The organism is Streptococcus suis, assembly GCF_902702775.1.
Lineage (GTDB): Bacteria > Bacillota > Bacilli > Lactobacillales > Streptococcaceae > Streptococcus > Streptococcus hashimotonensis.
Genome location: NZ_LR738724.1, coordinates 818,795 through 833,524 on the forward strand (window position 1 = coordinate 818,795; position 14,730 = coordinate 833,524).

Annotated in this window: 11 protein-coding genes and 1 pseudogene; 11 read left to right on the top strand and 1 reads right to left on the bottom strand. The window is 39.3% G+C overall.

The genetic code is table 11. The features are described from left to right. The first annotated feature begins 59 nt into the window (after positions 1–59). The 5 genes and pseudogenes from pyk (at position 60) to GPW69_RS04085 (ending at position 7,733) form a co-directional block, all read left to right on the top strand. Entirely contained in the window at positions 60–1,565 is a 1,506-nt protein-coding gene (pyk, locus tag GPW69_RS04065; RefSeq protein WP_074391103.1) for a pyruvate kinase, read from the top strand. A 160-nt stretch (positions 1,566–1,725) separates the two neighbouring features. Beyond that, a pseudogene (locus GPW69_RS10920) lies at positions 1,726–3,271 on the top strand (IdeS/Mac family cysteine endopeptidase); the annotation flags it as partial. Between the two features lie 2,236 nt (positions 3,272–5,507). Then, on the top strand, positions 5,508–5,960 hold the full coding sequence (locus GPW69_RS04075; RefSeq protein WP_024401815.1) for a hypothetical protein: 453 nt from the start codon (positions 5,508–5,510) through the stop codon (positions 5,958–5,960). 644 nt (positions 5,961–6,604) lie between these two features. Continuing rightward, positions 6,605–7,069, top strand: a complete 465-nt coding sequence (locus tag GPW69_RS04080) for a hypothetical protein (protein ID WP_044667897.1) — start codon at positions 6,605–6,607, stop codon at positions 7,067–7,069. Positions 7,070–7,409: 340 nt separating this feature from the next. Further along, complete coding sequence (locus tag GPW69_RS04085; protein WP_044683461.1) at positions 7,410–7,733, top strand: hypothetical protein; 324 nt, start codon at positions 7,410–7,412, stop codon at positions 7,731–7,733. A 195-nt stretch (positions 7,734–7,928) separates the two neighbouring features. Here the strand turns inward: GPW69_RS04085 and GPW69_RS04090 are convergent, their stop codons facing one another. Continuing rightward, the gene (locus tag GPW69_RS04090) at positions 7,929–9,038 is read right to left on the bottom strand and encodes an NAD(P)/FAD-dependent oxidoreductase (RefSeq protein WP_029172156.1); all 1,110 of its coding nucleotides are present in this window, start codon (positions 9,036–9,038) and stop codon (positions 7,929–7,931) included. A gap of 84 nt (positions 9,039–9,122) precedes the next feature. Between GPW69_RS04090 and GPW69_RS04095 the strand changes: the two genes are divergently transcribed. From GPW69_RS04095 to GPW69_RS04120, 6 genes are all read left to right on the top strand, one after another. Then, positions 9,123–9,740, top strand: coding sequence for a GDSL-type esterase/lipase family protein (locus tag GPW69_RS04095; protein WP_074391101.1), 618 nt, complete (start codon positions 9,123–9,125; stop codon positions 9,738–9,740). A gap of 42 nt (positions 9,741–9,782) precedes the next feature. After that, positions 9,783–10,325, top strand: coding sequence for a signal peptidase I (gene lepB, locus GPW69_RS04100; RefSeq protein WP_024401810.1), 543 nt, complete (start codon positions 9,783–9,785; stop codon positions 10,323–10,325). A 294-nt stretch (positions 10,326–10,619) separates the two neighbouring features. Beyond that, positions 10,620–12,431: a glutamine--fructose-6-phosphate transaminase (isomerizing) gene (glmS, locus tag GPW69_RS04105; protein WP_074391100.1), complete on the top strand. Its 1,812-nt coding sequence runs from the start codon at positions 10,620–10,622 to the stop codon at positions 12,429–12,431. A 153-nt stretch (positions 12,432–12,584) separates the two neighbouring features. Then, positions 12,585–13,226, top strand: coding sequence for an amino acid ABC transporter permease (locus GPW69_RS04110; RefSeq protein ID WP_002940990.1), 642 nt, complete (start codon positions 12,585–12,587; stop codon positions 13,224–13,226). Positions 13,227–13,235: 9 nt separating this feature from the next. Beyond that, the gene (locus GPW69_RS04115; RefSeq protein WP_009909533.1) at positions 13,236–13,868 is read left to right on the top strand and encodes an amino acid ABC transporter ATP-binding protein; all 633 of its coding nucleotides are present in this window, start codon (positions 13,236–13,238) and stop codon (positions 13,866–13,868) included. Between the two features lie 26 nt (positions 13,869–13,894). Then, positions 13,895–14,725 carry an amino acid ABC transporter substrate-binding protein gene (locus tag GPW69_RS04120; RefSeq protein ID WP_024386353.1) on the top strand — a complete coding sequence of 277 codons (831 nt, stop codon included), beginning with the start codon at positions 13,895–13,897 and terminating at the stop codon, positions 14,723–14,725. The last annotated feature ends 5 nt before the right edge of the window (positions 14,726–14,730 follow it).

A 14,730-nucleotide genomic window follows, 5' to 3' on the forward strand; every position in this document is an offset into this window, starting at 1 on the left:
TGTTTTAAAGTGTTAATTAAGGGTCATAAGACCATTGAAATAAAAGGAGTTTTGTTAAGATGAACAAACGTGTTAAAATTGTTGCAACCCTTGGTCCAGCGGTAGAAATCCGCGGTGGTAAAAAATTCGGTGACGATGGTTACTGGGGTGAAAAATTGGATGTTGAGGCATCAGCACAGAAAATCGCTGCTTTGATTACAGAAGGCGCTAATGTTTTCCGTTTCAACTTCTCACACGGTGACCACCAAGAGCAAGGTGACCGTATGGCAACAGTTCGTCGTGCAGAAGAAATCGCTGGCAAAAAAGTAGGTTTCTTGTTGGATACAAAAGGTCCAGAAATCCGTACAGAATTGTTTGAAGATGATGCAAAAGAATATGCATATACAACTGGTGACAAATTGCGTGTTGCTACAAAACAAGGTATCAAATCTACCAAAGAAGTGATTGCTTTGAACGTTGCAGGTGGTTTGGATGTCTTTGACGATGTTGAAGTTGGTAAACAAATCCTTGTTGACGACGGTAAACTTGGCTTGACTGTTGTTGAAAAAGATGCTGTAAACCGTGAATTTGTTGTTTTGGTTGAAAACGATGGCGTTATCGCAAAACAAAAAGGTGTGAACATTCCTTACACTAAAATTCCTTTCCCAGCTCTTGCAGAGCGTGATAACGCAGATATCCGATTCGGTCTTGAGCAAGGTTTGAACTTCATTGCCATCTCATTTGTACGTACTGCAAAAGATGTAGAAGTTGTTCGTAACATCTGTAAAGAAACTGGTAACGATCACGTTCAATTGTTTGCGAAAATCGAAAACCAACAAGGTATCGACAACATCGACGAAATCATCGAAGCAGCAGATGGTATCATGATTGCTCGTGGTGACATGGGTATCGAAGTACCATTTGAAATGGTTCCAGTTTACCAAAAAATGATTATCACTAAAGTGAATGCAGCTGGTAAAGCAGTTATCACAGCAACAAACATGTTGGAAACAATGACTGAAAAACCACGTGCAACTCGTTCAGAAGTATCAGACGTATTCAACGCAGTTATCGATGGTACTGACGCAACAATGCTTTCAGGTGAGTCTGCAAACGGTAAATATCCAGTTGAATCAGTTCGTACAATGGCAACTATTGCTAAAAACGCACAAACTCTTCTTAACGAATACGGTCGTTTGAACTCTGATCACTTTAACCGTGCATCTAAAACAGAAGTTATTGCATCTGCAGTAAAAGATGCTTGTCACTCAATGAACATCAAGTTGGTTGTAACAGTTACTGAAACTGGTTACTCAGCTCGTTCAATCTCTAAATACCGTCCAGATGCTGACATCTTGGCAGTAACATTTACTGAGAAAGTACAAAAATCATTGATGCTTAACTGGGGTGTTATCCCAGTTGTAACAAAACGTCCAGATTCAACTGACGATATGTTTGATTTGGCTGAACGTATTGCCAAAGAGCAAGGTCTTGTTGAAGCAGGAGATGATATTGTTATCGTTGCTGGTGTGCCTGTAGGTGTTGCAGGTTCAACAAACACTATGCGTGTTCGTACAGTAAAATAATCAAAAAGGTCCTCTTGGACCTTTTTGTTGTGATTATGGAAATAGACTATGAATTTCTTTCAAACGCTTGTTTATAAATATTTTCTTGGGGGATGTGGAAATAAAAATAAGTCGTAAATAGAATAGTTTATTCAAATTTTTGATGATAAACGGAGGAAAGATGAACATTCAAGAACGATTTTCTTTGAGAAAATCAGCGGTTGGCTTGGTCTCAGTCTCTTTGCTATGTGCTATTCATACATCCACTGTTGCTGCAGATACAGTTGTTACAGGAGTGAATGAAATAATTGAAGAATCACAAGTCAAGGATGAGGCATCTATTGAATCAGAAAAAAATGAATCCCTAGATGGTTCTAATCTTGAAATTGTAGAGGAAATAGCAGACAACATCCCATCACCTGTTATCGCTGAAGGAGAAATAGCTGTAGAGATGAAAGTTGACGGAGGGACCGAGAATGTAGTTTCTAGAAATGATACAGAAGTTACGACGAGTGAGCAAAATCAGATAGAGGTTGCTGAGACAAAAGAAATTTTGAATCAGACCAGTTATCAAACGGAGAGTGGCGAGCAACGACAAATTATATGGGCTCATGGAATTACTCCTCCTGCAATGGAACAAAGCGGTGGTTTTGTAAAGGAAAAGTATGGAGACTATTTAAACTATACAGCACCATTTGAGGCAGGAAAAGGCTATTATGATACCAATAAAAGTCTCAATGCTTCATTTATTGACCTTAACCTATGTTTTGCGGCCGTGTCTTCCAACATGGTACATTGGTGGTTGGAACAGAATAGTTCCTATGTTGAGCGATATCTCAAAGAGAAAAATGGTACAGTAAATGTTGGGGAAAACTATGCAATAACGGACTTACGTCGCTATATTGATTCGTTCCAGGATCAGCAAAATAGTCGAGTCTTTGATATGTTCAAAACTTACTACGGTTATCGTACAAATGGTTTTGTGTCAGATGCCTTAGTTGACTTGTTTATTAACGGATATAAACCTAAGGTACAGGGTGGTGTCAATCTGGAAGATAGCCAGTTAGTACCAGATAGTAGGGGTGGCTTTTTCTACGACGTTTTCAAAGAGAAAAAACTGACAAATCGTATTTTCAGTGGTAGCTATGAGCGTTTTGGTGAGGATGTTCGAACTGTTTTGGAGAGCAAAGGATTACTCGGTCTAACTTATAGAACATTAGGCTATGCAACGCATATTGTGACGGTATGGGGTGCTGAGTACGATAATCAAGGTAAGATTAGGGCTGTCTATATCACTGATTCTGATGATCAACAAGAACAAATTGGTTTGAAGCGTATGGGAATCACTCGTGACGCTTCTGGAAATCCACGTTTGAATAATCATGTGAAAAATAATTCAGCTGGGGCGCTTTTGGATTATGTTCATACGATTCGTCTTGGTCAAGACTTATGGGAAGAATATTTCAATCCGCTCGCAAAAGCCAAAGAAATAGCTAGTCAGATACTAGCTGATACAAAGAAGGCGTTGGTTCTGTCTATTCAAGGACAATCTGAATTATCCGAATCGGCACGTGTAACATATCTTGAAAAGTTAGATAGGCTATATGATCAAGGTGTGTTAGCCATTCAAAAAGCAGAAAGCTCCGAGCTACTTAATGTTGCGTTAGAGGATAGTTTAAAAAGTTTAGACTTCCCTATGTCAGCAGTTGGAGAAGCTTTGACAGCAGAGTTGCAGGCAGGCGAGCTTCCGCCCAATGCAGATGAAAATTCTCAGCTATCTCCAGAAATCTGCTCTGCAGATGGGAAAGAAGAAAAAGGGGATGTTGCCCTTGTTGTAGATAGTATCAATCAACCCGTCTTACCAGTAGACGACCAGGCGATATTGCCTGTTGCAGTCATTGGTGAACCAGTAAATGATGAACAGTTAGTTGCTAATGAAAACCAGAGCCAGTCAACTATAGCTTTAGGGGAGGAAACTCAAGTAGAGGGGAGCGATCTACCAGTAGTAGTTGCTCAAGATGCTGTGAAAAATGATGAGGTAGTCCCTGTGGAAGAACTTCGTGAATCAGAAACAGTTGAGAATCAGAGGTCAGAACTTCTATCAGGTCCCATAGGCATGGAGGGGGTAAATGTAAAAGAAGAAGATCAAGTTGCGACGACCGCTACTGAACAACCAGCCACCTCTAAAACCACAACTGTCCAAGCCTCTCTCGACGAACCAGCTGGTTCAGAAAGCGAACCAGTCTTCCAACCAGCCTCGATTTCGTCTCCAGACAGGTCAGCTATTCCCGTTCAACCAGAAGTTACAGAAGTCGCTTCTCAGGAAGAAAGTCAAGTTGCGACGACTGTTACTGAACAACCCGCCACCGCAAAAACCACAACAGTCGAAGTATCTCTCGACGAACCAGCTGGTTCAGAAAGCGAACCAGTCTTCCAACCAGCCTCGATTTCGTCTCCAGACAGGTCAGCTATTCCCGTTCAACCAGAAGTCACAGAAGTCGCTTCTCAGGAAGAAATTCAAGATGAGAGGACTGTTACTGAACAACTAGCCACCACCAAAACCACAACAGTTGAAGCCTCTCTCGACGAACCAGCTAGTGCAGAAAGTGAAACCGTCTTCCAACCAGCCCCGATTTCGTCTCCAGACAGGTCAGATATTTCCGTTCAACCAGAAGTCACAGAAGTCTCTGTGGAGGTAGGAGAAACAGCTATTTCTCCTGTTGCATTGCCCGACACGGTCTCTGCCCCAGTAGTCGAAGCCTCTCTCGACGAACCAGCTAGTGCAGAAAGTGAAACCGTCTCCCAACCAGCCCCGATTTCGTCTCCAGACAGGTCAGATGTTCCCGTTCAACCAGAAGTCCCAGAAGTCTCTGTGGAGGTAGGAGAAACAGCTATTCCTCCTGTTGCATTGCCCGACACGGTCTCTGCCCCAGTAGTTGAAGCCTCTCTCGACGAATCAGCTAGTACAGAAAGTGAAACGGTCATCCAAACTGAAACAACTTTAGTTCCTGTTGCTGAGGATATTCCAGTTTTACCTGGGCATTCAGCAATTCGTGTGGTCGAATCAGTAGCTACATCATCTACTATTTCTGAAAAACACAAGTTTGTAGATGGCGGAGTTTCTTCCGCATTAAAAGTGGATTCTGAGGGGGTTACTAATGAGTCGAATGCTCCTCGAGTTGAATTTCTGACAGAAGTAACGACAGAAAGCGTCTTGGCTGAAGCAGATAGGTCTTCAATCTTAACAGAAACAAAGGTGATTCAACCGAATACATTGATGAATGATTTGGAGAGTAAAGAAAAAATCTTGGTCCCTAAATCCAAATCATTGGACAGTGTTAAAATGGATATGAGTTCTCAGGAGATTGTATTGCCAGAAGTTCCAGAGAGAGAGCCTCAGATGTTCAGAAGAGAAATGGATGAAGAACGCAAAGAAACCGAGCTATTTGAGATGGTTGGATCTGTGGCAATTGTAGGAAGCACCTCTCAATCCTCAAATAATATGAGGGAATATGGTCAGAATCCGGCTCTTCACTCCAAAACGGATACAAAGCAAGTTTTAAGTGTGGAACAATCTTCAAAATCAGGTACAAATGCTTCTGGGCAGATTATTGGAGTTAGCCTATTAACTCTCTTACTTGGTAGTGTTTGGGGACTATTAAAAAAAGCAAGTAGAAAGCAATAATCGAGGTTTAGAGAGTGAATAATCAGCGATTATCTATTGTAAAATTTACTTCGGAAGTATATTAAGACTCATGAAAAATAGATAAAAAGCTGGGAAAATCCATTGCTATAAGTGGGGAGTTCAATTAAAATTATCTTGTAACAATCAATCGAATGCATTCAAAAAATTTGTTACGGACGAAAGAAACTATTCCAGTCGGATTAGTTCATCATATTGCTATTTTATAGTTTGAGTTTAAGCGATATGAACACAAGATAATAGAAATTGGAGACAATGTTATGAACTTTTCAAAGAAAATGAAAAATTTTGCCATGCTTTCAGTAGCCTGCATGAGTACAGGTCTTACAGCGCTTGCTCCTGTTGTTAGCGCCAATACATCTGAATCAAATACTTACGTAAAATATAATACAAAAGAGACGGTTACTTACCGTCGCAGCTCAGCTGTGGATGTGACATTATCACAAAAAACAGGTATTCCAGGTGCACGAGTAGAGGTAAAACTAAAACAGAAGTATGCAGAAGCACCAGATGTTTACTTCATTTTGGGTGAAAACTATGTTATCCCACTCGATCAAACACCATCTGGCGACTATGCAGCTAATTTGACAGATGCAGATTTGAAAGGTGCAAAAAGATTCCGCTTAGAAATTATTAGTAAAATTCCACACGGTTCAGCAAAGAACATTGTAGAGAATAAATCATTCAAATTAGAGCCAAGTTTCCGTCGCTAGGATAAGGTTTAAAATTTGTTAAAAATTAGCTCATTTTAATATGATTGTTAATGGAAACGAGGCTGGGCATAAAGTCCAGCCTCGTTTCTTAGAGTTTGCGTCAACATCTCAGCGCATTGGTTGATTGTCAGATTTGTTCGTGTTTTACACTTCAAATCTGATCTCTACGACTGATGCGAACTTTGTTCGCTATATCTCCAAGCTCCAAAAGTTCGGGGAACCTTTGGAAGTAGGAGATATAGGCTGACGGTAGTCAGCTCACATCATTCACAGTCTGGGAATAGACCGTTTCAGCTCAACAACTAGAAATAAAGACTTGTTGACGAACTCTTTTGTCAAGTCAACTTCTTTTCCACTCCTGTTTCTCATAGTCTCAGAGCTGTGGATATGAAGAAATCTGATATAGTAAATTATCTAAGGACAGTCATAAAAACTCATGAAAAATAGATAAAAAGCTGGGAAAATCTATTGCTATAAACAGAAATTTCAATTAGGATTATCTTGTAACAACCAATAGAATGCATTCAAAAAATTTGTTACGGACGAAAGAAACTATTCCAGTCGGATTAGTTCATCATATTGCTATTTTATAGTTTGAGTTTAAGCAATATGAATACAAGATAATAGAAATTGGAGAAAATGTTATGAACTTTTCAAAGAAAATGAAGAATTTTGCCATGCTTTCAGTAGCCTGCATGAGTACAGGTCTTACAGCGCTTGCTCCTGTTGTTAGCGCTAATACAGCTGAATCAAATACTTACGTAAAATATAAGACAAGAGAAACAGCCAAATACACTCGCAATTCATTTGTGGATGTAAAATTGACACAACAAACAGGTGTTCCAGGTGCACAAGTAGAAGTTTTTCTAAAAACACCGTATGTAGAAGCACCAGATGTTTATTTTGTTTTAGGTGAATACAACATTATTCCACTTGTACGCACAGAATCAGGCTCCTATGTCGCTAATTTGACAGATGAGGATTTGGTTGGCTCAGAAGATTTCCATGTTGAAATTATTAGCAAAATTCCTCACGGAACACACAAGCATATTGTAGAGAGTAAATCATTCAAATTAGAATCAAGTTTCCTTCGTAGTTTTGTTCGTTAAGATAATATTTAAAATTTGTCGAAATAAACCTTTTTAATAGATTGTTTTTGTAAAGCAACGATATCAGAAATAGCGGAAGACTGGACTCAGGTTCAGTCTTTTCATATTCAACCAATCTCGAGGATAGGAGAATTTGTAGTTTATAGTGCTAAATCATATAATAGATTAAAATCAGAAAAAGTTGACGGTGACTTTAGGGGTGTTGTTTATAATAATAGTGTAGTGGCTGGTATACTAGATAGAAGTATTCTAGTTATTACAAAAGAAAAAATTTGTGATGCGCACCACAAAGGTAATAATTCTATCAAATCTTATGTTATATTTGAAGAGAGGTAATAATATGAATAAACTCGGTAAAGCAGTTTTGGGTCTAGCCCTTGCTGGAGGCTTAGCTTTTCCTATGGCTTCTGCTTCGGCGCAAGCAATCTGTTCGTATGATGATGTTTTACTTCATCAGAATCTGACTGAAGTTCAGCGGAAAGTACTATTAGATGAAAAAGACGTCTGTCTTGCTTCGCAAAAAGCGGAGGCTGCAAGTCTCATCAATAAGAGTGATTTGTCTCCACGTCAGAAAGCCAAGTACTTATCACTGGTCGAATTTGGCAGTAGCACAGAAGTTTTAGCTCTCATAAATCACTTTTCTGAGCTCCCTAGTCAGTTCTGATATGATGTATCTAATATAGAGATAGTATTTGAATTGATATAGTCGCATGTTAAATTGTTTGAAACTAGGACAGTAGCATCCTAGATAGAAATAAGCAACGAGGTTCCCCCGTTGCTTATTGTATTTATTGATTGGATAACAACTAGTCTTAGTATCTACATTTAAAGGGTTAGTAGAATCTAAACTTATTGTATCTTATTTTTTGAGAATATATCTATTTGGAGAATATGGTGTACGGTCAAAGTTTGTTTCTTGATTGAGAATTTCTTTAGCAATTTGCCAACCGATAATTGGGCCATTTGTCAGGCCGGTAGAGCCTAGACCACTAGCTACCCAGACATTAGGCATATCCTCAATATTTCCGTAGAATGGTGAATAAGTTGAAGTGTAGGCGCGCGTTCCAATGCGAGTTCTGGCTACAGGATAGTTTGCCAAATCAGGCATGAATTCAGCTATTTTATCATGCATGGCTTGGATTTTTTCAGGGTCTAGTTCTAAATCGTACCCCATATCATCTTCATGAGTTGCACCAATAATGATTTTTCCATTTTCAAATGGTAGGATGTCAATCTCTCCGTAAGGCATACAAACTGGCCAATTATCAGTATCGAATTCTGTATCTAATTCTAACAATTGTCCTTTTTGTGGTCGAACATCCACTTGATAACCAAGAGGTTCAAGAATATGTGGCAACCAGGCCCCTGTGGCTAAGATAATATGGTCAGCAGTAAGCACTTGATTATCTACTTCGACAGTATGGTTGTCGAGCAGTTTTGCTTGTCCGTAGATACGTGTACCACCATTTTTCAAAAATTGTTCCTGAAGAATATCAATCAAACGCCCACCATCAATACGACCGCCACCTTCTAAATGGATACCAAAATAGTCTGGTTTAAGTAGTGGCAAGTACTGGTTAATTTCCGAGCCTACAAGCGGAGTAATTTCGCCAATAGTCGGAGTATCTACGCGACGTTCCTCGGCAATTTTTTGGATTTTATCAAGTAGTTCAGGCTTACTTTTTAGGCCGATGGTTCCAGTCTGTTTGAATGGAATTTCAGTAGCACCCGATTTTTCCAAATCGGCTACCAATTGACGGTAGAAAACAGCACCATCGGAAGTCAGCTTGTACCAGTCTTTATTTTTTTTCTGAGCCATCCATGGGCAGATGATACCTGCGGCAGCTCGTGTGGCTGTTCCAATACCTGAATCAATGAGAGTAAGATTGACTTGTTCTTCTTGGGAGAGATAAAAGGCTGCAGTAGAGCCAACAATTCCTCCGCCTATAATAATAACTTGTTTTTTCATAAGTTAATTATATCACAAATTCAGAAGTTTATTTATTTTTTTCAACATGATACAATAGAAAATAAGAAAAATTGAGGAGTTCGTGTGTCAGATATAATGTATCCTGAGGTCCTAACCGTTGGAAGTGGGGCCGTAAAAGTTGCAACAGTCGGAGATAGTTTGACTTATGGATATGGCTTGGAGAATCGTGAAAAAGATGCCTATCCTTGTATTCTAGCTGAGAAACTTGGGCATCACTATCAAGTTTCAAATTACGGATTGAGTGGGCGTTCACTTCAGTCAACTGCAGATTTTCCTTACTTTAAAGAGAAGAATGCCCAACTTTCACTTGAGAGTGAAGCAGATATTGTCATCATCATGATTGGTAGTAACGACAGCCGAGGACCATATTGGAATAGGGAGAGATTTATTCGAGAGTATAGGGAAATGGCCGAGCAGTATATGGCTTTAGCAAGCCAGCCGGATGTTTATTTAGTCATCCCGCCTTATGTACCAACCAGTCGTTTTGGATTGAATAATCAAATTATTGAAGATGAATTACAAAAGATTATCCCAGCTATCGGAAATGAACTTGGTTTACCAGTTATTAACCTTTACACTGTGACGGAGGGACATCTTGAATACTATAGCGATGGTCTTCATTTGACACCGCTAGGAAACCAAGTTATTGCTGAAGAGATTTACCAGCATCTCAGACACTAATAGCTCTAAATTGTGGTATAATACTAGTGAAATGGAGAGATTATGGTAAAAAGAGATTTAATAAAACAAATCAGTTTATTGGTCTTATTGATTTTTGGAATCATTGGCCTACGATTTTGGTTACTTGAGCCAGTCACGATTACCCCTGAGATGGCAAATAGTTATTTGAAGGAAAACGACTTTATCATGACGGTGCGAAATGTCCGCCCGATTCATGGAGATTTTATTTTGTATAACCATGAGGGAAAAGAGTATGTGAGTCGTGTGATTGCATTGGAAAACGAGACGGTTACCTATATGGATGATGTTCTCTATCGTAATGATATTATTGTTACAGAGAACTATTTAAAAACGCCTCATTCACAAGAAAGTTATACAGATGACTTTACATTGGAAACCTTGACAAATGGAAAGTACAACGTCATTCCAGAGGGGCACTATTTGGTGTTGAATGATGTACGAACGAATCAACAGGATAGTCGTAGTTTTGGTTTGATTTCTAGTGAGGATATTGTTGGTAGACTGACTTTTCGGATTAGTCCACTTTCAGAATTTGGTTTTATTAAGACAGGGCTGGTTCAGTAGAATCAGCTTTTTTTATTGTGTTGATACTCTTCGAAAATCAAAATTATCCGTTGTCAACTTGCCTTGATGAACTCCAGTTCTATCTTCGGCTTCGTTTCCTAGGCTACTTTTGATTTTCATTGAGTATGAGATGACTGGATCTGTATTTTGAAATTAGACTAGACCAATTAAAATGTTGACAAGGATGAAATCTTGTTATATACTGATTTCACTGGTCTTTTTAGATATAAATTAGACTAGACCAATTTTTAAAGAAATGAAAGCCGATGTTAACAAACATCGTAGGTGATATGTATGTGTGGAATCGTTGGTGTTGTAGGAAATACAAACGCAACTGATATTTTGATTCAAGGACTTGAAAAATTAGAATACCGTGGTTATGATTCAGCAGGTATTTTTGTGACGGGTGGTGAGCAAGCTCATCTTGTGAAAGCTGTTGGTCGCATTGCAGAATTGTCTGCAAAAGTTGGCGATAAGACCGAAGGGACAACAGGGATCGGTCATACTCGTTGGGCGACTCATGGTAAGCCAACTGAGAACAACGCTCACCCTCACACTTCTCAAACTGCTGGACATATCCTTGTTCACAACGGTGTGATTGAAAACTATGCAGAAATCAAGGAAGAGTATCTTGCAGGTCATGACTTGAAAGGTCAGACAGATACAGAAATTGCTGTGCATTTGATTGGTCAATTTGCAGAAGAAGGTTTATCAACTCTAGAAGCCTTCAAAAAAGCATTGAAGATTATTCAAGGTTCATATGCCTTTGCCTTGATTGATGCCACGGATGCAGATACTATCTACGTTGCCAAAAATAAATCTCCACTTTTGATTGGTTTGGGCGATGGCTATAACATGGTCTGCTCAGATGCCATGGCTATGATTCGTGAGACAAGTGAATACATGGAAATTCACGATAAGGAATTAGTTATCGTGAAAAAAGATAGTGTTGAAGTCATGGACTATGATGGCAATGCGATTGAACGTGGTAGCTATACAGCTGAGCTTGATTTATCAGATATTGGTAAGGGAACTTATCCATACTACATGCTCAAGGAAATTGATGAGCAACCAACTGTTATGCGTAAATTGATTAGCGCCTATACAAATGAAGCTGGTCAGGTAACAGTCGATGCGGATATTATTAAGGCAGTACAAGAAGCTGACCGTATCTATATCTTGGCTGCTGGAACTTCCTATCACGCAGGATTTGCTGCAAAAGACTTCTTGGAAAAATTGACAGATACACCAGTGGAATTGGGAATTTCATCTGAGTGGGGCTACAATATGCCGCTTTTGAGCAAAAAGCCACTCTTTGTCATGATTAGCCAGTCAGGTGAAACTGCTGATAGCCGTCAGGTATTGGTTAAAGCTAATGAAATGGGCATTCCAAGTCTGACCGTAACCAACGTTCCTGGTTCTACCCTATCACGTGAGGCAACTTACACCATGTTGCTCCATGCAGGACCAGAAATTGCGGTAGCTTCTACAAAAGCCTACACTGCACAGATTGCGACTTTGGCAATCTTGGCTAAGGCTGTCGGTGATGCAAATGACAATGCCTACGCGAAAGAATTTGACTTGGTGCATGAATTGTCCATCGTAGCTCAATCTATCGAGGCCAGCTTGTCAGAAAAAGATGTGATTGCTGAAAAAGTTGAAAAACTCTTATCAACCACTCGCAACGCATTCTATATCGGTCGTGGTAGTGACTACTACGTTTCGATGGAAGCCAGCTTGAAATTGAAAGAAATTTCATATATCCAATGTGAAGGCTTTGCGGCTGGTGAATTGAAACACGGTACCATTTCCTTGATTGAAGATGGTGTTCCAGTCTTGGCCTTGATTTCAAATCATCCACACCTTGCAAGCCATACTCGAGGCAATATTCAGGAAGTAGTGGCGCGTGGTGCCAATGTCTTGACAATTGTAGATGAAGCAGTAGCTAAGGAAGAAGATGACATCACTGTTACAACTGTTCATCCATTCTTGTCAGCGATTGCTATGGTCGTTCCGACACAGTTGATTGCATACTATGCGACATTGCAACGCGGTTTGGATGTTGATAAACCACGTAACTTGGCTAAGTCTGTTACTGTTGAATAAGAAGAAGGAAGGCATGGATTTCCAGCCTTCTTTTTGTACTATTGAAAAAATATACAAAATTTTGTTAAATTTATTAAAAATTCTGAAAAATTCTTTGAAATTAAAGATATTTTTTGATATACTAGAACCTAATAATTCTTTTAGGAGAGCTCTATGGATTATGTTTTGGAAGTTCTGCCCAGTCTACTAAATGGTGCAGCAGTCTCCTTGCAAGTATTTTTTCTAGTATTGATATTATCCTTGCCATTAGGAGCTGTTTTCGCTTTTTTAATGCAGATTAAATTTAAACCCTTACAATGGTTATTGCATTTCTATGTATTAATTATGCGAGGAACCCCCTTGCTTTTACAATTAATTTTTGTTTATTACGTTTTACCAAGTGTGGGTATTACATTTGACCGAATGCCTGCTGTGATTCTGGCCTTTACGCTCAACTATGCGGCCTATTTCTCTGAAATTTTCCGTGGTGGTATTGAAGCTATTCCAAAAGGTCAGTATGAAGCGGCTAAGGTATTGAAATTTACCCCTGTTCAGACCATTCGCTATATTGTCTTACCACAGGTCGTGAAAATTGTCCTGCCAAGTGTTTTCAATGAAGTCATGACTTTGGTAAAGGATACTTCTTTGGTCTATGCACTTGGGGTTAGCGATTTGTTGTTGGCTAGTCGTACTGCTGCCAATCGTGATGCCAGCTTGGCGCCTATGTTTATCGCAGGTGCAATCTACCTATTGATGATCGGTGCGGTAACACTGATTTCGAAACAAGTAGAAAAGAAATTTGATTATTATAGATAGGAGGAAGTCATGTTAGAGTTACGCAATTTGTCAAAACGCTTTGAAGATAAACAGATTTTCTCCAACTATGATTTGGTCATTCCAGAAGGGAAAATTGTTGCCATCGTTGGTCAATCTGGCGGTGGTAAGACAACTCTTTTACGGATGTTGGCTGGTTTAGAGACTATTGATTCAGGAACTTTGATGTATAACGGTCAAGAACTGCCATTAGAGGAGTTGGGAAAACGACATTTGCTGGGCTTTGTCTTCCAGGACTTCCAGCTTTTCCCGCACCTATCCGTATTGGAAAACTTGGTTCTCTCTCCTATGAAAACGCAAAATATGTCGCGTTCAGAGGCGGAAGACAAGGCCCTTAAACTCTTGGATACTCTTGGACTTGCTAACCACGCAACTGCCTACCCATTTTCATTATCGGGTGGACAGAAACAACGTGTGGCTTTGGCGCGTGCGATGATGATTGATCCTGAGATTATCGGCTATGATGAACCAACTTCGGCCCTAGACCCTGAATTAAGAAAAGAAGTTGAGAAACTGATTCTTGAAAATAGGGCTACTGGAATCACGCAAATTGTGGTCACCCATGATATGCAGTTTGCTGAGAATATCGCAGATGAAATCATCAAAATTGAACCGAAACACTAAGAAAAGGAACAAATATGATGATGAATATTAAAAAAATGATGCTTGGAGCTCTTGCTCTTGTAACTTCTTTAACTCTTGCTGCTTGTGGCTCCAATGATTCGGCTACTAAGTCTGATAATTGGACAGCCTACGAGTCTGAAAAATCCGTTACGATTGGCTTTGATAAGACCTTTGTTCCAATGGGATTTGAACAGACAGATGGTTCTTACACAGGTTTCGATATTGACTTGGCTAATGCAGTCTTTGAAAAATATGGAATTACTGTAAAATGGCAACCAATTGACTGGGACTTGAAAGAAACCGAATTGAATAACGGGAATATTGATTTAATTTGGAATGGTTATTCTATTACTGATGAGCGTAAGGAAAAAGTTCTCTTCACAAACCCCTACATGGATAACCAACAAGTTCTTGTAACCAAAAAATCTTCCAATATTAGCCAAGTATCTGATATGAAGGATAAGATTTTAGGTGCGCAAGCAGGTTCATCTGGCTATTCAGTATTTGAATCACAACCAGCTATTTTGAAAGATATTGTTCAAAATAACGATGCAAGTCAGTATGCGACCTTCAATGAAGCCTTGATTGACTTGAAAAACGATCGTATTGATGGCCTCTTGATTGACCGTGTATATGCAAATTATTACTTGCAACAAGAGGGAATTATTGCAGATTACAACATCATTGATGCAGGTTTTGAAAATGAAGCCTTCGCAGTCGGTGCTCGTAAATCAGATACTACACTCGTAGAAAACATTAATAAGGCATTTGCTGAATTATATAAAGAAGGTAAATTTCAAGAAATCTCCCAAAAATGGTTTGGTGAGGATGTTGCAACCGATGTAGTAAAAAACTAATAATA